Origin of the sequence: Nonomuraea wenchangensis (assembly GCF_900111685.1) — a bacterium.
Classification (GTDB): Bacteria; Actinomycetota; Actinomycetes; order Streptosporangiales; family Streptosporangiaceae; genus Nonomuraea; species Nonomuraea wenchangensis.
Window position 1 is genome coordinate 85129 of record NZ_FOHX01000012.1, and the last position, 22923, is coordinate 108051.

The window sequence follows — 22923 nt, forward strand, 5'->3', positions numbered from 1 at the left end:
CCACCGGCCGCCAAATCCGCACCCTCACCGGCCACACCGACTCGGTGTCCTCGGTGGTGTTCAGCCCGGACGGCACCCGCCTGGCCAGCGCCGGCAACGATCGCACGGTGTGGGTGTGGGATGCAGCCACCGGCCGCCCCATCGGCGCCCCGCTCACCGATCACACCAGCCCGGTGATCTCGGTAGCGTTCAGCCCGGACAGCACCCGCCTGGCCAGCGCCAGCGACGAGGGCACGGTGCGGGTGTGGAACGTCGCCTTGCCGCCTGATCTTCCTCGGGCGGTCTGTGGCATCGCGGTTCGGCCGTTTACTCCTCAGGAATGGCAGCAGTACATCCCCGATGAGCCATACCGGGATAGCTGTCCCACTCTCTGACAAGGCCAAGTACACCCGGCACGGCCGGACCATCGAGTACCACCAGGCGCAGATTCGCCGCGCCTTCGGGGACCCGGCCGACAGGCGAGGCAGCCGAGGAGCGGTGGGCGCGCTGGCTGGCCACCGAGATGTGCCCGGTCGAGACTGACTCCGGCCGCCGGCCGCTGCGCTCCCGCAGGTCATGCCGGGAACACGCTCGTGATGCGGCAGATATCGCAAATCTCAGCGCCGAGCTGCTCCCGGCCCGTCCACCAGGGCGAGTTGGCCAGGCTTCAGCTCCGAGACCGGGACGCGGGTGTGCTGCACGTCCGGGACGAACTCCTGCACGTCCCGGGAGGCTTGGACGCGCGCAGCGGCCTCGGCCGGTCGGCCGGGTTACCGGACGGCTTCTTCCCGCCGGGGCGGCGGGGACGGTCAGGTAGTTCCGGTGGACGGCGAGCTTGCGGCCGTCCGCGGTGTGCACCTCCAGCCGGCCGCCGCCCAGGCTCCGGGCGACGGTGCCGGTGCCTCCGCCTCAGACGGACACGGACGCGCCGGTCTCGATCCACCTGCCCTTACGGGTCGCGGGGCTGATCGGGGTCGAAGGCGTTCCGCAGCTGGCGGGCCTCCTCCTCCAGGCTGGCGCCCGGCGTCGGGGTTGAGCGCGCCGTCGACGTCCAGGGCCAGCACCGGGCTCTGCCTCCGGCCGGGCCACGGTGTGCGCCCGTCGGGCGGCGCCGCGGGCGCAGTCGCGGGCGCATTCGCTGGCACGGTCGCCTGGTTATCCGTGCGCGGCGCTGATGCGCCGGCGGGGTTGTCCCCGGGTGGCATGGACGCCTCCTCCCTCATCGTGGTCAGTCTTCCGCGCTGCTCGGCGAGGACTTCGGCTGGACCTCCAGGACCTGATCGTCAAGACAGGTGAAGTAAGCGCTGAGCCGGCCATCGCCGGGCGCATCAGCTGTTTCGAGCTCAGCACGGTTGGTCAGGCGAACACGCGGCCCGTAGACGATCACGTCGACGGGCGGGAAGCTGTGCCCGGCGCAGCTCTGCTCCCATCTCATGTCGATGGTCAGCGCGCACTCGCTGTTGTCGTCGATCACCTGCAGAAGATGGGCCCGCCCCTGCTCGGTGACCTGCGCGGAGATCGTCGCTCGGGTCAGGACGGCCTTGTCTCCGGCGTGCAGGTCGCGCAGCGCGCTCAGCATCGCCATCTCGGCGGGCACCACTGCGGCGGGGGTGGGGAAGTGAACACCGGTCAGCTCGCGCAGGTCGTCCAGGACGATGACCAGCCGGGCGGCCTCCAGGACCGAGACCGAAAGCGGCTCACGCACGTGACCCCGGGCGACAGGCTTGTCCCCCATCTGCACCTCGATCACCTCGTTCGCCTCGGCGGCCACGAGCAGTTCGGCCACCGGCCTGATCGCTGATGGCCGGTGCCCGCCCAGGCCGGACAGGTTCACCTCCACCGCCGCTCATCGGGACGCCCTCTCGCGAATGGTCGAGGTGGAGACGCACCTGAACCACGCCGTGCAAGTCGGCCCCCTGGACCGACGTACCCGCGCGCCCGGCGGTACGGGTGGTCAACGACAGCTCCAACGCCGCGGCGGCTTGGCCGTCGGGGGTGAGCACCAGCAGGCGGCAGGGCACGGGCGCGGTGTCCTGGTGCGGCGTCATGACGTGGACGTGGTCGCCGTCGCCGAACGGTTCGAGCTTCTCGACCAAGCGATCGGCGTCGAGGACGTGCAGTGCCTCGACGAACCTGCCCTCGATGACCGTCTTGCCGCCGTAGGCCAGCACCTGCTCCAGATCGCGCCGGGCCCGGAACCCATCGGGGTCACCGGGATCGACCTGCAGCCGCGGGATGATCGAGACCTGCCTCGTGCCCGGGTTCGGGGTCATCGTGATCCGCCGGCGGTCGCCGTGGGCGGCAAAGCCGATGCGGCAGAAGGGGGAGATCTCCTGAGCGCGGCCTTGGAGCGTGACGGGCCGGGCGTCCAGATCGGCAACCCGCGCGAGGGCGGCCTGCTCGCGGCTGGTCGGAGCCTCTGCTTGATCGTGTTCGTGTCGGAGACGGTCAGGTGCAGGGCGGTTTTCGGGTGCAGCGGGTAGGACCCGCGGGGCTGAGTGGTGATGCGTGAACAGGGATGGCAGGAGTGTAAAGGTTCCCTTGACGCCGCAGATCTCGTAAAGACATCCTTGACACGTGACTGATTCACCGACGTCTCTCGCGGGCCTGACCGCCCGCCTTAGCGAGCGTGCCTCCGCCCTGGCCGAGTCGCTCAGCAGCCCAGTGGCTCAGCCGGCCTATCTCGACCTCGTCCGGCTCGCCCAGGATGTCGACGGCTTTGCAGATCAGGTGCTGAAGCTGTGCGTGCAGCAGTCCCGGGACGCCGGACACACCTGGCAGGAGATCGGGGAACTACTCGGCGTCACCCGCCAGGCCGCGTTCCAGCGGTTCGGCAAGCCCATCGATCCGAGAACGGGAGAACCCATGGACAAGACTGTACGCATGGCCGACGCCGCCGCGCGCGCCACCGAGATCGCCACCGCCGTCCTCGATGGCCGCATGGACGAAGCCCGCCAGTCGTTCAACGCCGAAGTGCTGGCGGCCTTCACCGACGAGGTTCGCCTCAACGGACTGGCCACGGTCACCGGCCTCGTCGGCGCCTTCGAGGGCTTCGGCGAGGGCGAGCCGTTCGTCCGCCGCATCGGCGACCACACGGTCGTCGACATCCCGCTGCGCTATGAGGCCGGCGAGATGAAGGCCCGCGTCGCCTTCGACACGGAGGAGAAGGTCGCCGGCGTCGTCATCCTCGCACCCGAGACCCCGTGACCCCCCGCACCGCTCACCGGCCCACAGAGTGGAAGGTCACGAAAGGCAGATGAGCATGGCCACAGCCGACAAGGACACGGCCCCGGTGCTCGACGTCGGCCGCAGGGTCCGTCCCACGATCACACCGGACGACGCGGCTGCCGTGGCCTGTGTCATCACCGAACACGGGCAGAGATGATGATGGGGTCGTACGTCACCACGCTGATTTCACTTGCGGTCCTGCTCGGGAGCGTGGGCTGGGTCTACCAGGACGCGTCGGCCCATGCCAGGCGCGGAACACCCATCTACTTCTCGGCGGGATCGATCGAGCTGAGCCAGCCCACCACTTGGGCCCTCGGCTGCCTGTGCTTGTGGATCGTCGTCCTGCCGCTCTACCTCACGTGCCGGCGGCAAGCCGGCTGACAGCCGATGAGACGGCCAAACGGGGCCCACAGTGGCTCCTTCATCGCGGCGGCGAACGCCTGGACGGCCGGGTCCGGCGCACCGGCCGCGACGTGATACGAGGTCGTGAGGCCGATTGACGTCGAGGGTCTGAAAGGGGGCCGAACGGAGACTGCGAGGCGACTCGCCAGGCGGCGTCGATGGTCTCGGGGGTAGCGACGCCGTTCACCCAGAGCTTGCCCGCCGCGAGGAGGAGCGGGACCAGAAGGGAATTCAGGATGTAGCCCTGCGTCAGCGCCCAGGGGCAGCGCTGGACAAATGTTTGACTCGGAGGAGGGGTGAGCCTGCTCGCCGCCTGGATGGGCAATCCGCGGCGGCGGCGCGTCTGGTCGGCCGGCCCAATGGGAGCTCACCGGCGCGGCCGGGTTTTCCGGCCGACGAAGTTGGTGAACGCACGGCGGCTGATTACCGTGTTGAGACGTACGAACGCACGGTTCGCCCGGCCGATCGGGAGGCTCGGCGGCGCGTTGCGGCGGTCCAGCGCCGTGAGGGTCTCGCGCGCAACCTGGTCCGGGGTCGCGAGCGGTAGTCCTTTGTAGAGGTGCTCGGCATTGCTGACGGCATCGATGAATTCCGTGCGCGTGGGCCCAGGCGACACGGCCAGAACACGAAGGCCGGTGCCTCGTGATTCGTACCAGACCGATTCGGTGAGGCTGAGCACGAAGGCCTTCGCCGCGGCGTACACGGCCAGGTACGGATCCGCACCGTAGGCCGCCATGCTGGCAACGTTCACCAGCACGCCCCGGCGGGCGTCCCGCAGCGTCGGCAGGAACGCATGGGTCAGCTCGACCACGGCCGAGACGCCGAGGGCGATCTCCCGGGTCAGCCGATCGAGGTCTGCCTCGTGCAGCGGGCCGTAGGTGATCGCGCCGGCGTTGTTGATCAGGCTCGTGACCGGCAGTCCCCGGTCCATGACCTCGGCGGCCACGGCACGGCCGCCATCGGGCACCGACAGGTCAGCGACTAGGGGTTCGATGCGTACATCGTGTTCCTGGCGGATGGCCGACGCGAGCGCCTCCAGCCGATCACGTCGCCGGGCGACAAGTATGAGGTTCGACCCCCGGGCCGCGAGCCGGTGCGCGAAAGCGGCGCCAATTCCCGAACTGGCGCCCGTGAGAAGTGTCCATTGCCCACGGTAGTCAACTTCGGCCATCGTCCGTTCCCTTCTGATCTTCTGCACCGGACAGTCCGCTCAGGCGCGCCGGATCGAACCATCGACCCGGTGTCGCCGGTCGTGATCGCGCGGGCACCGACTCGGCGGTGTGTGCGTCGCCGATCATCCGGACCGCAGGGGTGAGGACCGCCGTGGCCATCAGCACCGCGACCAGCGACCAGAACCGCCAGACGGGCCAGCCGTAATCCGCGACGATCTGCCAGGTCTCCCTGGTCGCCAGCAGGGTGGCGCCGGCCGCCACGGTGAACCATCCGGTGGCCTTGCTCTGAAAGCTGGTCACCTGCTCCCGCTGGGTACGGGTCAGCTGCGCGAGCATGGTCTGCTTCAGTGCCCGGTACCAGCGGCGGTGCAGCACGTACATGACCGGTGGCAGCAGCCACCACCAGGCTGATGGCCGGGCCTTCGCTGCTTGGGCGGCGAAGGCGGTGCCCACGGTGGCCTCGCGATCGAACTCCATAGCCGCCCAGGCTTTAGGTCGGCGGGCGGGTGGACGGGCCTACCTCGACGATGCCGCTGACGTGGTCGGATGCCGTCGCGGCGGCGATGGTGGCCGCCCAGGTGCCTGATCAGCGCGACCAGGTCGCCGGCGACGTCGGTGCGGGAGATCGACTTCCAGTCGCCCGCGCTCGACTCGCCGTGCCCGCGCATGTCCGCCGCCGCGACCCGGAACCCGGCCCGCGCCAGTTCCGGCACCAGGAGCCGGAAAGCCTGCCTGCGGTCCCCGATGCCGTGCGACAGCACGATCAGCGGCCCCTCCCCGGCGATGTAGTAGGCAATCCGCCTGCCCTCGATGTCGAGAAATTCGGTCAAGGTGTCCTCCAGAAAGTTGTTATCGATGGCCTTGCGGTTTATTTGCCGCTGAACCCTCCAAAGGGCGGGTAGAGGCGATCAGACGAGCGGGTCCGGCCGGTCGTCACTCCTGATGTGGCCGGGCGCCTCGGGGCCGGACGGGAAGGCTGGACAGGGCATGCATGAAGTCGGACCGCCAGGTCAGCTCGCCAGCTGGAACGGCGAGGTCGAGGTCGGGGTACCGGTTCATCAGGGCGCCGAACGCGACCTGGGCCTCCATCCGGGCCAGGGGCGCGCCCAGGCAGTAATGGATGCCGTGGCCGAAACCGAGATGCGGATTCTCGACCCGGTCCAGCTGCAGCCGGTCTGCCTGCGGGAAGCGGCGCTGGTCGCGGTTGGCCTGCGCCAGGCTGATGTCGATGGGTGTGCCGACCGCGACGGTCTGGCCGGCGAACTCGAATGTCTCGGCGGCGGCCCGGTAGGTGGTCGTGGCCAGTGGGGAGTCGAACCGTATGAACTCCTCGATCGCGGTGGGCAGCAGCCCGGGCTCGGCCCGCAGCCGGTTCCATCGCTCGCGGTCCTCGAGCAGCCGGAACATGCCGTTGCCGATCAGGCCGGCGGTGGTTTCGTGCCCGCCGACCAGGAGTGCGAAGACCATCGAGGTGAGTTCGCCGTCGGAGAACCGATCCTCCTCCTCACGGACCGCGATCAGGTCACTGAGCAGGCCGTCGCCCGGGTGTGCGCGCTGGTCGGCGATCATTCCTCGGATGACGCCGAGTAACCGGGTCAGCTGGGTGGGCTGCTCGTGTTCCCGGGCCGCGCCGCCGGCCACGATGGCGGTCCACGTGCGGAACTCCTCGCGGCTGTCGGTCGGGACGCCGAGCAGGTCACAGATGACCTGCATCGGCAGCGGCCACGCGTACGCCTCGATCAGGTCTAGCGTCTCGAGACGGTCCATGGCGTCCAGCAGGTCGGCCGCGACGCGCTCGATGCGCGGGCGCAGCGCCTCGATGCGCGCGGCGGAGAAGGCGGCCGAGACCAGACGGCGCAGGCGGGTGTGGTCCGGCGGATCGAGGAACAGGATCATGCGCAACATCGCGTCGCCCAGTTCCGGTGAGAGTCCCCTCGCTTCCGCGTCAAGGATTTTCGACGTTCGCCGTTCGGACAGCATCCGCCGCGCAGCGTCGAAACCGGTCACCAGCAGGGGCGTCGCACCGTCGGGCGGCGTGGATTGCCGGGCGCTGGTCATGGGCTGCTCCTCACAGAATCCTGCTCGTTCCGGGTCACGGGGCCGATTGCCACGGGGTCGTGGTATCCGCCAACGTAAGTGGCGTGCCGGTGCCTCCGATTGGATCTGGCAGCCATGTGGTGGAACATGCGGGCCACAATGGTGATATGAGCGGGAGCCCGGAACCTGATGATCACATCGGCAGCTGCGACCGACCGCCGGAATACGCCGCCGACACGGAGCTCGGCGCCCGTGTACAGACCCGGGAGACCCGGGTACGGGACGCACTCCTCACCGACTTCCGCACCGCGATCAGGGTGCGATCAGGCACCACGCAGCGCGCGGCGGACGAGCTGCGACTGTACGTCGTGCACCGGGGTTCCTGGATCCTGCAGTACTCCGGCAGCCGACTCGCCCTGCCGGGCGGGCGGTTCATGGTCCAGCGTGCCACCGGTCTGACCGGCTTCGAGACGAGCCCGCAGACCGCGGGCGCCACCATCGCGCTGCCCGCCGGGGCCGTCGGCAGCCACGCGGGCGACAGGTCGATCAGCGGCTCGGCCGTCACACCCGAAGTACGCCTTCTGCTGGCCCACGCCAGCCTGCTCCACGACACGATCGACGAACTCACCGACCACGGCATCGGAGCAGCCAGAAACGCACTGATCGAGTTGACCCGCGGCGTGATGTATCGCTACGTCGACGGCACCGAACCCGCCCTGGCCCCCGCGCTGGCCACGGCTGCCCGCGAACTCGCCGATCAGTGGCTCACCCACCCCGACCTGACGCCCAGCCTGCTCGCCCGTCAACTGCACGTCTCCATACGCACCTTGAGCCGCGCGTTTGCCGACACCGGCGAATCTGTCGCCGCCTACATCCGGCGCCGTCGCCTGGAAGAGGCTCGCCGCGCTCTGACAGCCGGCCAGACTGTCTCAGAGGTCGCGGCCCGCTGGCAGTTCGCCGACAGCAGCCACTTCATCCGCTCATTTCGCCGGCGCTATGACCAAACCCCGGCCCAGTACGCCCGCAACCGACAACCGTCCTAGGCGGTCGCAGGGCTGCGGTTCGATCTGCGGTGGAAGGCCGCCTGCGGGCTCGGTCTTTATGACCAGGGCTTCGATCCGTCGCTGCTGACCTACTTCCGGCGTCGGCTGGCCCGCTCGGCGGACCCGGACCGGATCTTCGGCATCGTCCGCACGGTGGTGGAGCAGACCGGGGTGCTGGCCGGCCGGGCGCGGCGCGCTGGATTCAACGGTGCTGCTGGATGCGGTCGCCACCCAGGACACCATCACCCAGCTGATCGCCGCGATCCGCCGGGTGGCCCGTCAGGTGCCCGGCGCGGGCGCGCTGCGATCGATGACATTCCGGTGCGGAGCAATGGGCGGCTCGCGCCGGCGTTCTTCGGCGAGCGGAAGGACGCCAGCGGAGTCGTTGCTCCACGCTTGATCAAATCCCTTTTGCCTGGAATCAAGGCCGGCAGGCCGCTGGGCGGGTGTTCAAGAGTTGCGGACGAGTCGCCACCGGTTGTCGGCGGTTCCGTTGTCGGAGTCCTGAACGGCCTGGGCGCCGTTGGCCGTGGAGTTGTTCTGGATGGCGAGCAGCTTGCCGCTGTTCACGTTGCGGATCTTGTAGGTTCCGTCGCCGTTGTCGACCAAAGTCCACCGGTGGTCGGCTGTGCCGTTGTCGGACCACTGCAGGATGCGGGCACCGTCGGCGGTGGACATGTTCTCCACGCCCAGCACCTTGCCGCTGTTGACGTTGCGGAACCGCACGGCGCTGCCGTCGGGCACCATCACCCAGTTGTGGTCCGCGGTGCCATTGTCGGTCCACTGCAGCGCGAGACCGCCGTCCGCCGTGGACATGTTCTGGATGCCGAGGACCAGGCCACTCGCCGCGTTGACCAGCCGGTAGCTTCCCGTCCCGCCGGTGCCCTGCCCGCTGACATTCCAGTAAACGGTGTAGTTGTGCCCCTGCGCATCGTAGAAGGGGATCAGGTTGACCGTCGCGTTATCGGCGGTGGCGGTGAAGGTGAGCGCCGAAGTGCCGGTCCGGGCGATCGAGGAGGTGGTCAGGGCCGGAAGCGACGACAGCGAGGTGTTGCCGTAGTTGCCGGACAGCACGACAGGACCATACGTGATCGCCGCGACGTTCGCGTTGTCGTTGGCCGCCTTCATGACCACGCGCATGGGCAGGCGCACCGTGACGGTGTCGCCGGACGTCCACGAGCGGGTGAGGGTGGCGTAGGAGCCGGGCGTGGTGTCCACGCTCTGCTGCGTGCCGTTGACGCTGATCGTGGCGCCCGACGTCCAGGAGGGGATGCGGATCCGCATCGTCCACGAGCCGCCGACGCTGCCGGTGACCTGCAGGGTCGTGGTGTCACTCGCCGGGTAGGACGTCGTCTGGGTGACCGTGATGCCGCGCTGGGACCAGTTCAGTGTGGCTGGCTGGAACAGGTTCACGAACAGCGTGGTGCCGTTGTAGGAGTAGATGGCGTCCACCAGGCTCGTGTTGACCTCCACCCCGGTGCCCTGGCAGCACCAGAACGAGTTGTAGTCAGTGCTCCACGTGCCGCCGCCCCACGCCGGGCCGACCCCACGCCGGCCACCGGGCCGCAGGGGGGTGAAGTAGGTGATGTGCCCGTGGGCGTCCGCCGGGTTCTGGGCACCGATGACGTGGTTGAACAGGGCCCGCTCATAGAAGTCCATGTAGGACGCCTGGCCGGGGTTCAGCAGCCACAGCTCGCGGGTGAGCTTGAGCATGTTGAAGGTGTTGCAGTGCTCGCAGGTGTCGTTGCCGAGGTATCCGGCGATGGCGTTGGGGGCGCGGAAGTGTTCGGCCTGGCTGTTACCGCCGATCGCATACGTGTGCGCGTTGACGGTCATGTTCCATGCGTTGTTCGCGATGTCCCGATAGCGGGTGGTGCCGGTCGCCTTGTACTCCCGTGCCGCACCGATCCACTTGGGCACCTGCGTGTTGGCGTGCAGGCCGTTCAGCTGGTCCTGATTGGAGGCGAGCGGGGTGAACACGGCCGCGTGGTCGAACCGCTGAGCCGTCGTGAGCCAGCGCCCGTCACCCGTCTGCTGGTAGATGTCGGTCAGCACCGCGTTCATGCCGCCGAACTCGGTGCCCAGCACGTTCTGCATCTGGCTGGAGCTGAGCCGGGAGGTGCGCTGATCCACCCAACCCGCGAGCGCGAGCAGCACGTCGCGGGCCTGGGTGCTGCCGATCAGGCGCCACACGTCGAGCAGGCCGGCCAGCGTCTTGTGGATGCAGTAGTACGGCACATTGCCGTTGCTCAGCGTGCGCGCTTCGAGGGCGCTGAAGTCCGACTCGGGGAAACCGGAGAGGTAACCGGCGCCGAACCCGGCGGCACCGTTGTTCGCCTGGCATTTGGCGAGCTCGGCGACCATGAAGGTGGCCTTGTCCCGGCAGGTGGTGTCGCCGAGCAAGGCGTACGCCTGGGCCCACGCGGTGAGGAAATGCCCCTGCACGTGGGTGCGGAACGGGAACGACGGGGCGTCCCATCCGCCGTTCGAGGCGGCGCCGTTGGTGGAGAGGCGGTGATTGGCCCGGAAGTTGTACAGCATCCGGTTGACGTCGACGAACCGGAGATAGGAAAGGGTGCGGTTCTGGTTGTCCAGCCAGCGGCCGGAGGTGAGCTGGACCTGCCCGAGGTCGAACAGGTAGGCCGACACGCCGATGTCGGCCCGGGCCGGGGCGACCGCGGCCACGGCGGCCGACGTCCCGGCGGCCTGCCCAACGGCCGACGCGGCAACCGCGACGCCGGCGGCCTGCAAGAGCTGACGGCGGCTGACCGATGGTGATGACACGAGACCTCCAACATGGTGAGCTGCGGTCGCCCGGGGACAACGGGCGACGTCACGGCCGCCTCGCCGCACTCGGCAGCCATGGGACGAAGAGGGGAACAACGGCCGGAATCAGCTGCGCAGGGTCCACCGCTGGTTGGCCTGGCCGTTGCAGGACCACAGGATGAGCTTCGTGCCGTTGGCGGTGGCGGCCGCGTTGGCGTCCAGGCACAGCCCGGACTGCACGCCGGTGATGGTGCCGTTGGTGTTGACGTTCCACTGCTGGTTGGCCTGGCCGTTGCAGTCCCAGATGATCACCTGGGTGCCGTTGGCGGTGCCCTGCCCGTAGGCGTCCAGGCACTTGTTGCCGTACACCTGCAACTGCTTGCTTGAGGTGTAGGTGAACCGCTGGTTGGTGCCGCTCCCGCAGTCCCACAACTGCACCTGGGTGCCGTTGGCGGTGCTGCTGTTCGGCACGTCGACGCACCGGCCGGACTGGCCGCCCACGACCTGGACGCCCTGCTGCGGGTTGCCGCCGCCCGCCGGCGCGTAGCCGGCGGCGGCGATGTTGGCCTGTACGGCGTCCTCGGTGGCGGCGGTCGGATAGCCGGAGGTCAACACGCCCTCGAAGAAGGTGCCGCGGCCGGAGACGCTGTTGTCGCCGCCGATGCCGAGCAGGATGGCGCCTTCCTTCTTCATCGGGTGGTAGCCGTTGGGGCGCCGCCCGTCGAAGTAGGTCGTCAGGCCGCCCGACTGTGCGTTGCCGCCCCGGATCGCCCAGTGGTTCGGCTCCCCCTTGACCATCGCCGTGACGAAACGGTGGTTGATCGACGGGATGTTGTTGTAGCCCGCGTTCACCCCCGAGAAGAGTCCCCACTCCAGGTCGGCCATGATCCAGGGACCGGCTCCGGCCCCGTAGCCCCACTGCTTGTCAGCACCGAAGTAGACGGTCTCCATGATGGCGGGGGAGTCGGCTTGGCCGTCCGTCTGGGCGTTGCCGTAGTCGAAGCAGCACCACTGGTTGTAGTGCGTGCCGTCGACGACGGCGTAGATGCCCTCGGGCTCGTCGCCCTTGGCGACGCCGTTGGTGTTGTTGTTGCGGTAGCCGGTGCCGGGCTCCACGCGGACGCCGTACGCCTTCTGCCCACCGATGGTGATCGGTGCCGCGTTCGCGTCGGCGAGGTTGTCCCATCCGCCCGGAGCGGGGCCCTTCCAGTAGCCGGGCGGCGCCTGCGTGAGGCGGTTGTTGCGGCCGGACTGGTCGTAGATGATCGTGATGACGCAGGTGGTGTTGGCGCAGAACGAGTCCTGCGTGGCCGCGTTGGCCACACCGCCCGCGCTCAGCACCCCGATGTCCCGAGTGGTGTTGTCGGACGAACGCCTGACTTGGTAGAGCGGGCCGTCATAGGCCGCGTACAGGGCACGCGTGGTGCTGTGCGCCGCCACACACGGCGTCCCGCCCGCGGCGTAGATGTCACACGGCTGCGACGTCGCGGCCTGGGCTGTACCACCGCCGACCAGGCAGGCTGTGGCGAGCAACGCACCCGCCCCGGCCGCGAGTGGCTTTGTCAGGCTTCCAAGAAGCATCATGCCTTCTCTCAATCAGGAATCATGAGCGGACGGCGCCGATACGCGGGCCCGGCAAAAGTTGTGTTAGCGCTAACATCAGTTGATGGTCGAATCGATTCGTCAGTAACGCCAGTGCGGAGTCAAATCAACGAAGGCCCCGGCGTCAAGAACGTGGATCGAATCTCTCGCCACCCGGGACTACGCTGTCGGCGCTTCGCCTGGGTTCCTACCGTGAGGCATTCGCCCCATTGCGATGAGATGTCGTGAAACTTTCATCCCCGCGTCCGCCGGGTGGCGAGCCGTCGCCCGCCTCACGGGCGGTCGTCCGGAGGTCGGGAGCGGGATCGCGCCCGCCGGAAAGCCTCGTCCGGACAGTTCAAGCGGCGTAGGCGGCGCTACCAGAACGCGGGCCAGTGCTCCGGCCTTCAGGCCGGGGGGTGAAGGCCCGCGCGGCAGTGCCCGCTAGGGCGCGAGCGTGCCTTGACCCGCCTGGTATCGCTGCTCGGCCCACCATGCGTAGGAGACGAGCACAGCGCGGGGCTCGCCGTGACGTTCCACGATGGTCGGCTCGCCGGTGAAGTGGGCGACGTCGACGCGGCGGCCGAGGTTGTCCCGGAGTTCTCGAACACTCATACGCTCAGTCATGGTACCGATGGTACCCTTGGTGCCGTGCAGCTTCGGTACTCCTTCCGCCTCTCCCCGACCCCTGGCCAGCGTCAAGCGCCGGCCCAGGCGTTCGGGTGCGCGCGAGTGGTGTTCAACGACGCGCTGCGCGCACGGCAGGACGCCTATGCGGCCGGGCTGCCCTACATCTCCAATGGGGACCTGTCCAAGCAGGTCATCACCGCCGCCAAGCAAACGCCTGAGCGCGCCTGGCTGGGCGAGGTGTCGGCTGTGGTGGTGCAGCAGGCCCTGGCCGATCTGAACACCGCCTACCGCAACTTCTTCGCCTCCCTGTCCGGTAAGCGGAAGGGGCCCCGCATCGCCCCGCCCCGGTACCGATCCAAGAAGGACAACCGGCAGGCGATCCGGTTCACCAAGAACGCCCGGTTCTCCATCACGCCAGGCGGGAGACTTCGCCTGCCGAAGATCGGTGACGTTGCGGTTCGCTGGTCCCGTAGCCTGCCTGCCGAACCCTCATCGGTCACGGTGGTCAAAGACGCGGCTGGGCGGTACTTCGCCTCGTTCGTGGTGAACGTCGCCGGACACCCCCTCCCGCAGGCACAGACCGAGATCGGCATCGACCTTGGGCTGGGCCATTTCGCGGTGCTGTCGAACGGCCGGAAGATCGGCTCTCCGCGTTTTCTGCGGCGTGCGGAGAAGAAGCTCAAGAGGCTTCAGCGGGCGTTGTCCCGCAAGGAGAAGGGTTCGAACAACCGGGCCAAGGCCCGCCATGCCGTGGCCCGCCAGCATGCGAAGGTCGCCGACGCGCGTCGCGAGTTCCACCACCAGCAATCCACAAGGATCATCCGTGACAACCAAACGGTGATCGTGGAAGACCTGGCGGTCAACGGGCTCGCGCGTACCCGGCTGGCCAAGAGCGTGCATGACGCGGGCTGGTCTGCGTTCGTGGCCATGCTGGAGTACAAAGCCGCGCTGTACGGGCGCACCTTCCACCGGATCAACCGGTGGTTCCCCTCCTCCAGGATGTGCTCGACGTGCGGCGCGCTCGCCGAGTCCATGCCGCTGAACGTCCGGTCGTGGGTCTGCCCGTGCGGGGCGGCCCACGACCGGGACGTGAACGCCGCGATCAACATCCTCACCGCCGGACGAGCGGAGAGGCTAAACGCCTGTGGAGACCTGGTAAGACCACCGCTCGCGGTGGCACAGGTCAGCGAAGCAGGAAGCCACAGAGGTGCCGCGTGACTGCGCGGCACGGGCTGCATCCCCGGCCCTCAGGCCGGGGAGCGCGTCAAAGGAGCCCGCGTTCCATCGCCACGACGACGGCCGCGGCCCTGGTTTCGACGCCGAGCTTGGCGAAGACGTGCTTGAGATGGGTTTTGACGGTGGTCTCGCTGATCAGCAGAGCCCGGGCGATCTCCTTGTTGGCCGCACCCCGCGCCACCAGCCGTAACACCTCCAGTTCGCGTGGGCTCGGCTCTTGCGCCGCGGGCCTGCTGATGAGCGCGGAGGCGACCGACGGCGCCAGGACGGCGCCGCCCGCCGCGGCCGTACGGACCGCCCGGTGCAACTCCTCGCGGGGCGCGTCCTTCAGCAGGTAGCCCGCCACTCCGGCCGCCATGGCCCGGGTCACATCGGCGTCGGTGTCATAGGTGGTCAGCACGATCACCTTGATCTGCGGGTGGTCCGTACGCAGCCGCTCGATCGTGCCGATGCCGTCCAGGCCGGGCATGCGCAGGTCCATGAGCGCGACGTGCGGTCGCGCCCGCCGGGCCATGGCCAGAGCCTGGAACCCGTCGGCTGCTTCGGCGACCACCTCGATGTCGCCGACATGGTCGAACATGCCGCGCAGCCCGTCGCGGACCACCGGGTGGTCATCGACGATCATCAACCTGAGGGGATGCGCAGGCACAGTGCGGTCCCCTCTCCCGGCGCCGACTCCACCGTCAGCGTGCCACCCACGCCGCGTGCACGTTCCCCCATGGCCGCCAGCCCGTAGCCGGAACCGCGTGCCCTCGGATCGAAGCCTGTGCCGTCGTCGAACACGTCGAGCGTCACCTCATCGTCCATGTAGGTCAGCGTGATGGCCACCCGGCCCGCCTGGGCGTGCTTGGCCACGTTGGACAGTCCTTCCTGCGCCGCACGCAGCAGAGTGCCGCTCACCTCCCCGGCCAGCGGCCGAGGGGTGCCGTCCACCGTCACGGTCGCGCTCACCTCGCAGGCGTTCGCCCACCGCTGGGCGACCTGCGCCAGCGCTTCCTCCAGGCGTGCCTCCTCCAAGGGGCCAGGCCGCAGCGCGTCCACCGAGCGCCGGGCTTCGCGGAGGTTGTCGCGGGCCAGTTCCTTGGCCAGCGTGATTCTCCTGCGCACGGAGGTCAGGTCAGGATCGCCTTGTCCGGGCATGGCCTGCTCGGCCGCCTCCAGTTGGGTGATGATCCCGCTCAGCCCTTGGGCGAGGGTGTCGTGGATCTCCCTGGCCAGCCTCGCCCGTTCCTCCAGCACCCCGACCGTCTTGTTGTGCGCGCTCTGTCGCATGACGTAGGTCACGAACAGGCCGATCGCCACCACCAGGCCGCAGCTGCCTGCAAGCCGCCACAGGGCGCCGGGGTCGTCCAGGTAGTCCCTGGCCGCGAAGGTGCACAAGATCGTCGCTACCGCGCCGGCGTAGGACCAGGGAGTGCGCAGCATCACGTACGCCTGGGGCATCAGTCCGAAGATGACCACGTCGAAGGAGCGGTCGGTGAGCACCAGCGCGACGTAGAGAGCGCATAGCACGGCCAAGTGGAGCGCCATGGGGTGGAGCCGGCCGAGCAGGTGCGGCCGGCGGACGACGAAGAACCCGTGCCAGCCGGCCATCAGCGCCGCCACCACCAAAGACACCGGGGCCGGGCCGGCGCGCTCGCCGATCGACAAGATGAGCCCCAGCGCCAGGCAGGCGTAGAAGAGCAGGTGGAAGGCGTGCAACCAGCGCGCCTCCCAGACGTTCACCTCGTCACTCCCATCGAAACAACGCCGTGGCCAGCGCCGTGCCCGCGACGATTATCCCCGACAGGATCAGCATCGGGAAGAACGCGGCGGTCCCGGCCCAGGCACTGGTCAGCGCGTCCACACCCGGGGTCAAAGGCAGGAAGTCGCCGATCTGGCGCAGCGAGTCGGGCAGCGCCTTGCGGGGGACGGCCGCACCAGCCAGGAAGATCATCGGGAACATGACCAGCATGCCGATCAGGCCGGCGCCCCTGGTGTTGCGCATGATCGCGGCGATCACGAAGCCGAGCGCGCAGACCATCACGGAACACAGCACGAGCGCGACGGCCAGCGCCGGCACGTTCGCAGGCGCTTTCGCGCCGAAGATCACGATCGCGGCGGCCACCAGAAGCGTCGAGCCGGCCAAGGCGGCGGTGACCTGCGCCACCAGCTGGGCGCCCAGCAGCAGCAAGGGGGAGACGGGCGTGGTCGCCAGCCGCTTGAGCACCTTGCGCTCCCGGTAGGCGGCCACGATGCCGGGCAGCGCTCCCATGCCTCCGATGGCCGCGATCATCGCGAGGTAGCCGGGGACCGGGGCGCTCTCGCCGCGCTTGAGCACCAGCAGCATGAGAGGGAAGGCCATCGTGAAAAACAGCGAGGCGGGGTCGCGCGAGAGCAGCCTCAGCTCGGTGACCGTCAAGGCCGTGAACGCCTTCATCGGGTGGTTCCTTCCAGCGCGAAGTACGCCTCTTCCAGGGAGGCGGTACCGGTTCGGGCGATGATCTCGTCCGGCGTGCCCATGGCCTTGACCCGGCCGCGGGCGAAGACGGCCACCTTGTCGCACAAGGCCTCGGTCTCGTCGAAGTAGTGGCTGACCAGCACCACGGTGGTGCCGGAGCGCTTCAGGTCGCCGACCAGCCGCCAGGTTTCCCGGCGAGCCACCGGGTCCAAGCCCGTGGTCAGCTCGTCCAGCACGACCACCTCGGGGTCCCCGACCAGGGCCAAGGCGAGCATGAGCCGCTGTTTCTGCCCGCCGGACAGGTCGCCGTAGGCCCTGCGGGCCAGCGGGCTCAGGCTCCAGCGCTCCATCACCTGCCGCCAGTCAGCCGGACGGTGGTAGAAGGAGGCGAACAGCCGAAGCGCCTCGACCACTTTGATGCGATCCGGCAGCGCGCTCTCCTGCAGTTGCGCCCCGATCCGCTGGGCCAGGGCCCGCCGCTCGCGGGCCGGGTCTCGGCCCAGCACCCGGAGCGTGCCCCCGTCGGGCCGCTTCAGCCCGAGCAGGCACTCCACTGTCGTGGTCTTGCCGGCGCCGTTGTGGCCGACGATGCCGAAGGTCTGCCCAGCGTGGACCGTGAACGTCACCCCGTCCACGGCGTTGGTGTCCCCGTAGCTCTTGCGCAGGTCCGTCACCTCGATGGCTTCCATGCCTCAAGGCTCCCGTCGCGGCGGCCCACGCGACATCACCCATCGCGTCGCCCGGCATCCTCCATCCGGGTGATGCCGGGCGGATGTGGCAACGCGACCGGGCCCGGACCACAACGCACTCCGCGCCACCCCCCGAGCGTGCTCAGCGGGCTGCGGGCGCCCTCGGTCATAGCCGGTGACGGTGCCCGCCCAGCAGCCGGCCGCCGAGGAGGACCGCGCAGGACGCGGCGGTCAGCAGCCCGCCGGCGAGGAAGGTGCCCCGTGCCCCGGCGAGCGGCAGGACCAGTGCCCCGAGCGCGGCGCCGGCCGCGATGCCGGCATTGTAGGCGCCGGAGCTCGCCGCCAGGGCGATGTCCGTCGGCCCGGCGCGGTGCGCAGGGCCTGGTCGGCGAGCCATGGCCGACAGGTCGCAGCGGCGCATGTCCGCCGGCCACCGCTCAGGCATCTCGCCGGGCTGGTCGTCCACCGAGAGCTCGCTCGGCAGCCCGGGCGGCACCAGCCAGTCGGGCAGCGAGCCGAGGACGGCGAACGGGTCGGGGCCGGTCAGCTCGATGCGCAGGCTCTTCAAGGCTCCTCGAAACGCGCTCACCTCCGGCGAATGACCAGAGGGCCCGGAAAGAACGGTGCTGGGAGCCCAGCGTGGCCGTTCGAGCGCGCTACAAGAGCGTTGCAGCCGAACCACAAGCGGGCTTCCCTAGCCTCGGGATCATGTTGACGACCCTGGTTGTGACCGCCTCCCTCCTGTTCACCGGCGCACCCGCGCAGAGCGTGGCGACCAAGCCGCTGGCTTTCCGCGGCATGACGCTCCAGATCCCCAAGACCTGGAAAGTCGGGAAAGAAGACATGTGGGGCATCCACGTCAAGACCGGCGGCTGCGACCGGCTCGCCGTCGAGTGCCGTGGGTTCTACCTCGTCGGGCCGGAGGGCATCTCCCTGGCCCGCCACGGCAACCCCTACGACCCCGAGGGGCCGTACCACCCGGGCAACGGGCTCGCGGCCTGCGCACCCGACAAGCGCTACGTGGAGGACTTCCCCGGCAAGCTCGTCGACCGTGGTCTCCGCCCGGTCGGCGCGGGACACAAGGCCACCTACCGCGTCTGGCGCGTCGGCTGCTCGACGCAGTCGGGTAAGCGGACCGGCGTCTCCTATCAGGAGCGGATCTGGCACCTGCCCAAGTCGAAGATCCTCATCTTCGACCAGTGGAGCGACAGCCGGCTCGCTGCGATTCTCAAGCGGGCGACCTGGAGCTGAGCCCGCCGATCACGATGCTCGCGACCACGGCGAAACAGAGCAGGTGCGAGAACGGCCGTAGCGGCAGTGGTGATCAGCACGAACTGCCGTCGCGCCAGGACGTGGAGCGCGTGGATGTGCCGGAGCGCCACTCCCCCGAGCGCCGCGCGATCCTGGTGCTCCGCGATCTCGAAGGGGTACCGGACTCCCCGCTGGTGGCAGCCGGCACGGTGAAGTCGCGCCCGCGAATGCCTTCGCCGTGCCCCCTTCCTGTGGACCAGGGCCGCCGACCCCTCTGCCATGCTCTACATCAACGACTTCGGCGTCGAGTGCAGCACCCCAAGCGGGCCGGCCTCCACAACCTCGTACGCGACCTGCGGGCCCAGGGCGTGCCGATCGACGACGTCGGTCATGTCGAGCCGGTCGGCACCCATCAGGCCGATTGATCGGCCTGCTGGCCGTCGATCCGGCCCAGGGAGTGGGGGCCGATTCCAGGGCGGCGCGGGCGTCGGGCCATGCGAGGTCGCCGGAGGTCAGGGCGCTGCGCAGGTAGGCCGTGGTGAGCTGCTGCAGCAGGGCCAGGCGTTCGGGGCTCACCGACCCCCAATGGCCGCGGGGGCCGGCGGCGATCTCACGGGGGAACCAGAGGTACGCCGGTCAATGCCGAGGCCACCCCGCGGCATGCCACCAGGCGGTGGCGCCGTGGTGCTGCATCACCAGGGCCGGCAGATACGGCTGGGCGGGCCCCGAGCACACCCCGCCCGTGGCTGAGCCTGGCCGCCGCGCTGCTCGTCGTCTGCTCACGCTAGTCACATGCACATGGAAGGAGAGAGCCTGATCGATGCGATCAAGGACGAAGCGGCCACACTGGATCAGGCGGCTCGGACCGCGGTCGGAGCCGCGATGGACGAGTCGGCCGCAGGATTCAGGCGCATGGCTGACGGGGAGCGTCGACCTACCTTTCCAGGCTTCTCAGCTTCCCTTCGGAATGAGCTCGAGAATCGCGGACGACGGCCCCAGTCGCCCCCGAGGAGTACCAGGTTCGTCAGCCTCTGGGAGTCCGAGGTCACGCGAGACCGGAACGTGCTGTCGCCGGGCTTGGACACGACAAAGTGGACCTTGGCCACGCCCGTCCAGCACTCAACTACCTGATCGTCGGTTGTGAAGTAGTCAGGGTCCTCACATCGCGATGCCGGAGATCGCCAGCGCGGCCACGACCTGAGCACGACGAACACGATGCTGAACGACAGGGCAGCCTGCTGAAGGCCGCTCAGCCGGGAGTACCACGGACCGCGCGCCGTCAGGGCGAACGCCGCTGGATGTCGATCAGACTGCCCCATTGGCGGCCCAGACCGGAACCATGTTCCGTGCCGCAGCGGGCGAGGAGCGGACGGACCTGCAGCTCGTGTACCAGGCTGCGGTACTTACCGTGGTCCTAGCCAGGGTCGGCGTACTGCCGACGCACTCGCTACGCGGGAAATGTTCGCCTACTGGGAATCGGCCACGCTCGCGTTCAGCGGCTTCATCAGATCCAGCGCCTGGCCGTCGCCGATGGCGGCCACCTGGTGAATTACCCGCACAATTAACTAGGTTGCCCTCACCTCGTCCGATTCTCACAGGGAAAGTGGCAGCCATGCGGCAACAGCACAAGACCTTCCAGGCGATTGAGGTCGGCGACGGCGGCGACGAGCGGTGGGCCGCCCACGCCCGGGCCCTGTGGCAGGAGATGGAGGGCCTGCTGACCGAGGAGGGCCGGACTCCGGAGGGCGCGGATCGTGTTCGGGTGCTGTTCCGTGCGCACCTGCCGGAGCTGGTCCCGGTTCTGGACCGCCTGGCCGGCCAACTCGACCGGCCCGAGGCGGAAGTCTTCCTCACCCACGCGGCACTGCGGCCGTTCTCCCAGTCCTGCACCCAGATCGGCCAGAACGGCACTCTGCTGCGCAACTATGACCTGCGGCCCGATCAGTGCGAGGGGACCATCGTCTCCTCCTGCTTCCTGCGCCCCGTGATCGGGATGCAGGACATGCTGTGGGGCTTGCTGGACGGGATGAACGACGCCGGTCTCGCGATCTCGATCACCTGGGGCGGACGTTCTGTCTACGGACGTGGCTTCGCCATTCTCATCCTCGTGCGCTACCTGCTGGAGACGTGCGACACCGTCGATGCGGCGGTCGACAGGCTGCGGTCCCTGCCGGTCGCCGTCCCCCAGAACCTCACCCTTGTCGATCCCAAGAAGGCGATGACGGTGTTCGTGGGACCGGATATGCCGCCGACGGTGGCACCGGACGCCTGCGCCTCCAATCACCAGCACCTGCCGGTGACCGACGAGCAGGAGCGGGCCATGCGGACGCAGGAGCGGCTGCGAGCCATCCGCGCCGCGGGCGCGGACGTGGCGGCGATGCTCAAGCCGCCGCTGTATCGATCCGTCGACGAGCAGGGCACGGTAACGCTCTACACCGCCCACTACCGGCCCGCCGAGGGCCTTGTGACGTACTACTGGCCCGGTGAGTCCTGGCAACAGTCCTTCGGCGACTTCACACCCGGAACCCGCACCGTGACCTTGGGCCGGGCCAGCTGAAAAGCTTTCCGGACTCCTGCTCACCCCTGCACGAAGATCTTGCAAGAACATGACTTCACCCACCGCAGACAAGCCCTCCCTCGGCTGGCCCTGCCACGTGGCAATCCCCCTGAACGGTCAGCGCCCGGGCTGCCTGCGCGGGAAGCGATCATTCTCTTCTCGGGAAGTGATCTTCTCAACCCCTCTTGCGCCCCAGGCCAGACCTATTCGTGAACGCCCCCGCTGCGGCGATCAGTGAGCAGACGTGCGAGCACGCTCACTGATCGCCTACTCGTCCAGCGTCATGGCCTGCCCCTCGGGCGGATACCCGGCGCTGATCGTTTTTGCTCCTGGGGTTCGGGAGAGGTGGTGGCCGGCGATCGGGGCGGTGCCGCGCCGGGCGGCAGGAGCCGGGTTCGCAGCTCCGGTTTGAGGATCTTGCCTGAGCCGGTCTTCGGCAGTGTGTCCACGATGTCGACATAGACGGGAATCTTGTATTTCGCCAGCCGGGAACGGAGGAAGTCCGCCAGCTCCGCCGCGGTGAGGGCGACGCCGTCACGGGGGACGACGAAGGCCCGGCCGACCTCGCCCCACTTCTCGTCGGGAACCCCGACCACGGCGGCCTCCGCCACGGCCGGATGCTCGAAGAGCACACCCTCCACCTCGGCCGGATAGACATTCTCCCCGCCGGAGATGTACATGTCCTTCAGCCGGTCGACGATGTGCAGGTGCCCCTCGTCGTCGAGGGTGGCGATGTCCCCGGAGTGGAACCAGCCTCCTTCGGTCAGCGCGGCGGCGGTCGCCTCCGGGTTCCGCCAGTAGCCGGGGGTGACGTTGGGCCCCTGGATGTGCACTTCGCCCGCCTCGCCGACCTCGGCCTCAGTGCCGTCGGGCCGGACCACGCGTATGTTGGCGAAGAACACCGGCACGCCGGCCGACCCCACCTTGCGCACGCTTTCGCCCGGCTCAAGGAAGGTGGCGCCCGGAGAGGTCTCCGTCAGTCCGTAGCCCTGACAGAAGACCAGGCCCCGCTCCTGGTAGGTGCGGATCAACGCGACCGGGATCGCCGCTCCCCCTGACATCAGGGTCCGCAGCGAGGACAGATCGGCGTCGGCCCACCGCGACGACCGCGCGAAGGCGGCGAACATCGCGGTGACCCCGAACATCCAGGTGACGCGGTGCTTCTCGATGAGGTCGTAGCAGGAGTCCACGTCCCAGGTCGGCATGATCAGCGAGGTGCCGCCCTTGAGGAAGGTCGGCAGCAACGTCTGGTTCAGCGCCGCGACGTGGAAGAGCGGCGCGCTGATCAGCGTCACCTCGGTGCTCGCCACGTCGATGCCGACCATGATGTTGAAGCAGTTCCACACCAGGTTGGCGTGACTGAGCATCGCCCCCTTGGGACGTCCGGTCGTGCCCGAGGTGTAGAGGATGAGAGCGATGTCGTCGAGTGCGACCGGGGTGTCGATCGGCGTGGCATCGCCCTCCGACAGGAAGGTCTCGTACTCCCGCTCCCCCGGTGCCGGCGACTCCAGCGCCACGGCCGTGCGCAGTCCCGGAAGTTCCGGAAAATCGCGTACGACCGCGGCGCACTCCGGCGCGTAGATGAGGATGGAGGCGCCGGAGTCCTCCATCATGTAGGCGATCTCCGGTGCGGTCAGCCGGAAGTTCAGCGGGACGAAGATCCCGCCGAGCATGTGCGTGGCGAACATGGTCTCGGCGAAGGCGACGTGGTTGGGGCCGAGGTAGGCGACCCGGTCCCCGGCCCGCACCCCCGCGCCGCGCAGACTCGACGCGAGCCTTGTCGTCCGCTCGTGCACCCGGGCGTAGGTGGCCTCCCGACCGTCGTGGACGAAGGCGGTGCGGTTCGGGCTCATCTGGGCCCGGCGGGCCGGCCAGCCGCCCAGTCCGGCGTTACGCATCGGTGACTCCTATG

General features: G+C 68.9%; 23 protein-coding genes and 2 pseudogenes. 10 read left to right on the top strand and 15 right to left on the bottom strand.

The window, feature by feature from the left end:
• Positions 1-374, top strand: a 374-nt coding sequence (locus BMW85_RS50505) for a WD40 repeat domain-containing protein (RefSeq protein ID WP_425434385.1), incomplete at its 5' end; no start/stop codon positions are given.
• Between the two features lie 833 nt (positions 375-1207).
• Here the strand turns inward: BMW85_RS50505 and BMW85_RS31195 are convergent.
• A complete protein-coding gene (locus BMW85_RS31195; protein WP_143082448.1) occupies positions 1208-1765 on the bottom strand; it encodes a hypothetical protein in 558 nt (185 codons plus the stop codon).
• Positions 1766-2030: 265 nt separating this feature from the next.
• Between BMW85_RS31195 and BMW85_RS49835 the strand changes: the two genes are divergently transcribed.
• From BMW85_RS49835 to BMW85_RS31210, 4 genes are all read left to right on the top strand, one after another.
• The gene (locus BMW85_RS49835; protein WP_218155990.1) at positions 2031-2462 is read left to right on the top strand and encodes a hypothetical protein; all 432 of its coding nucleotides are present in this window, start codon (positions 2031-2033) and stop codon (positions 2460-2462) included.
• A 181-nt stretch (positions 2463-2643) separates the two neighbouring features.
• Positions 2644-3186 (top strand): DUF3887 domain-containing protein, encoded by a 543-nt coding sequence (locus BMW85_RS31205; RefSeq protein ID WP_143082450.1) that lies wholly within the window; start codon positions 2644-2646, stop codon positions 3184-3186.
• A gap of 49 nt (positions 3187-3235) precedes the next feature.
• A complete protein-coding gene (locus BMW85_RS52095) occupies positions 3236-3364 on the top strand; it encodes a hypothetical protein (protein ID WP_281249620.1) in 129 nt (42 codons plus the stop codon).
• A complete protein-coding gene (locus BMW85_RS31210) occupies positions 3361-3588 on the top strand; it encodes a hypothetical protein (RefSeq protein ID WP_143082451.1) in 228 nt (75 codons plus the stop codon). The genes BMW85_RS52095 and BMW85_RS31210 overlap by 4 nt, the downstream gene beginning before the upstream one ends.
• A 40-nt stretch (positions 3589-3628) precedes the next feature.
• Here the strand turns inward: BMW85_RS31210 and BMW85_RS52635 are convergent, their stop codons facing one another.
• The 5 genes and pseudogenes from BMW85_RS52635 to BMW85_RS31235 form a co-directional block, all read right to left on the bottom strand.
• A complete protein-coding gene (locus BMW85_RS52635; RefSeq protein ID WP_218155991.1) occupies positions 3629-3934 on the bottom strand; it encodes a 3-hydroxyacyl-CoA dehydrogenase family protein in 306 nt (101 codons plus the stop codon).
• Between the two features lie 42 nt (positions 3935-3976).
• On the bottom strand, positions 3977-4780 hold the full coding sequence (locus BMW85_RS31220; RefSeq protein ID WP_091088606.1) for an SDR family NAD(P)-dependent oxidoreductase: 804 nt from the start codon (positions 4778-4780) through the stop codon (positions 3977-3979).
• The gene (locus BMW85_RS31225) at positions 4767-5258 is read right to left on the bottom strand and encodes a hypothetical protein (protein ID WP_091088609.1); all 492 of its coding nucleotides are present in this window, start codon (positions 5256-5258) and stop codon (positions 4767-4769) included. The genes BMW85_RS31220 and BMW85_RS31225 overlap by 14 nt, the downstream gene beginning before the upstream one ends.
• A gap of 140 nt (positions 5259-5398) precedes the next feature.
• Positions 5399-5542 (bottom strand): annotated as a pseudogene (locus BMW85_RS52640) (alpha/beta fold hydrolase); the annotation flags it as partial.
• 172 nt (positions 5543-5714) lie between these two features.
• Positions 5715-6839, bottom strand: coding sequence for a cytochrome P450 family protein (locus BMW85_RS31235; RefSeq protein WP_091088611.1), 1125 nt, complete (start codon positions 6837-6839; stop codon positions 5715-5717).
• A 146-nt stretch (positions 6840-6985) separates the two neighbouring features.
• Here BMW85_RS31235 and BMW85_RS31240 point away from each other — a divergent pair, with 146 nt between their 5' ends.
• Positions 6986-7861: a helix-turn-helix domain-containing protein gene (locus BMW85_RS31240; protein WP_218155994.1), complete on the top strand. Its 876-nt coding sequence runs from the start codon at positions 6986-6988 to the stop codon at positions 7859-7861.
• 3 nt (positions 7862-7864) lie between these two features.
• Positions 7865-8159, top strand: a pseudogene (locus BMW85_RS51415) (IS5/IS1182 family transposase); the annotation flags it as partial.
• A gap of 152 nt (positions 8160-8311) precedes the next feature.
• Here the strand turns inward: BMW85_RS51415 and BMW85_RS31250 are convergent.
• The 3 genes from BMW85_RS31250 to BMW85_RS31260 all read right to left on the bottom strand — a co-directional run bounded on the left by BMW85_RS31250 (position 8312) and on the right by BMW85_RS31260 (position 12835).
• Positions 8312-10645, bottom strand: coding sequence for a beta-L-arabinofuranosidase domain-containing protein (locus tag BMW85_RS31250; RefSeq protein WP_091088613.1), 2334 nt, complete (start codon positions 10643-10645; stop codon positions 8312-8314).
• Positions 10646-10753: 108 nt separating this feature from the next.
• The gene (locus tag BMW85_RS51420) at positions 10754-12211 is read right to left on the bottom strand and encodes an arabinofuranosidase catalytic domain-containing protein (RefSeq protein WP_091088615.1); all 1458 of its coding nucleotides are present in this window, start codon (positions 12209-12211) and stop codon (positions 10754-10756) included.
• A 441-nt stretch (positions 12212-12652) separates the two neighbouring features.
• Positions 12653-12835, bottom strand: coding sequence for a type II toxin-antitoxin system Phd/YefM family antitoxin (locus BMW85_RS31260; protein ID WP_091088617.1), 183 nt, complete (start codon positions 12833-12835; stop codon positions 12653-12655).
• A 24-nt stretch (positions 12836-12859) separates the two neighbouring features.
• Between BMW85_RS31260 and BMW85_RS31265 the strand changes: the two genes are divergently transcribed.
• Entirely contained in the window at positions 12860-14056 is a 1197-nt protein-coding gene (locus tag BMW85_RS31265; protein ID WP_091088619.1) for an RNA-guided endonuclease InsQ/TnpB family protein, read from the top strand.
• Positions 14057-14102: 46 nt separating this feature from the next.
• On the opposite strand, the gene BMW85_RS31270 is transcribed toward BMW85_RS31265, so the two are convergent.
• From BMW85_RS31270 to BMW85_RS50520, 5 genes are all read right to left on the bottom strand, one after another.
• Positions 14103-14699 carry a response regulator gene (locus tag BMW85_RS31270; protein ID WP_091088621.1) on the bottom strand — a complete coding sequence of 199 codons (597 nt, stop codon included), beginning with the start codon at positions 14697-14699 and terminating at the stop codon, positions 14103-14105.
• On the bottom strand, positions 14699-15799 hold the full coding sequence (locus BMW85_RS31275; protein WP_091088624.1) for a sensor histidine kinase: 1101 nt from the start codon (positions 15797-15799) through the stop codon (positions 14699-14701). Before BMW85_RS31275 ends, BMW85_RS31270 begins: the two co-directional genes overlap by 1 nt.
• Positions 15800-15803: 4 nt before the next feature.
• Positions 15804-16493: an ABC transporter permease gene (locus tag BMW85_RS31280; RefSeq protein ID WP_091088626.1), complete on the bottom strand. Its 690-nt coding sequence runs from the start codon at positions 16491-16493 to the stop codon at positions 15804-15806.
• Positions 16490-17203, bottom strand: a complete 714-nt coding sequence (locus BMW85_RS31285; protein ID WP_091088628.1) for an ABC transporter ATP-binding protein — start codon at positions 17201-17203, stop codon at positions 16490-16492. Before BMW85_RS31285 ends, BMW85_RS31280 begins: the two co-directional genes overlap by 4 nt.
• Positions 17204-17369: 166 nt before the next feature.
• The gene (locus BMW85_RS50520; RefSeq protein WP_218155995.1) at positions 17370-17771 is read right to left on the bottom strand and encodes a hypothetical protein; all 402 of its coding nucleotides are present in this window, start codon (positions 17769-17771) and stop codon (positions 17370-17372) included.
• Positions 17772-17911: 140 nt separating this feature from the next.
• On the opposite strand from BMW85_RS50520, the gene BMW85_RS31295 reads away from it, so the two are divergent.
• Positions 17912-18454, top strand: coding sequence for a hypothetical protein (locus BMW85_RS31295; RefSeq protein ID WP_143082452.1), 543 nt, complete (start codon positions 17912-17914; stop codon positions 18452-18454).
• Between the two features lie 1612 nt (positions 18455-20066).
• The gene (locus BMW85_RS31305) at positions 20067-21011 is read left to right on the top strand and encodes a C45 family peptidase (protein ID WP_091088634.1); all 945 of its coding nucleotides are present in this window, start codon (positions 20067-20069) and stop codon (positions 21009-21011) included.
• A gap of 281 nt (positions 21012-21292) precedes the next feature.
• Here the strand turns inward: BMW85_RS31305 and BMW85_RS31310 are convergent, their stop codons facing one another.
• A complete protein-coding gene (locus BMW85_RS31310; RefSeq protein ID WP_091088636.1) occupies positions 21293-22909 on the bottom strand; it encodes an acyl-CoA synthetase in 1617 nt (538 codons plus the stop codon).
• Positions 22910-22923: the final 14 nt, after the last annotated feature.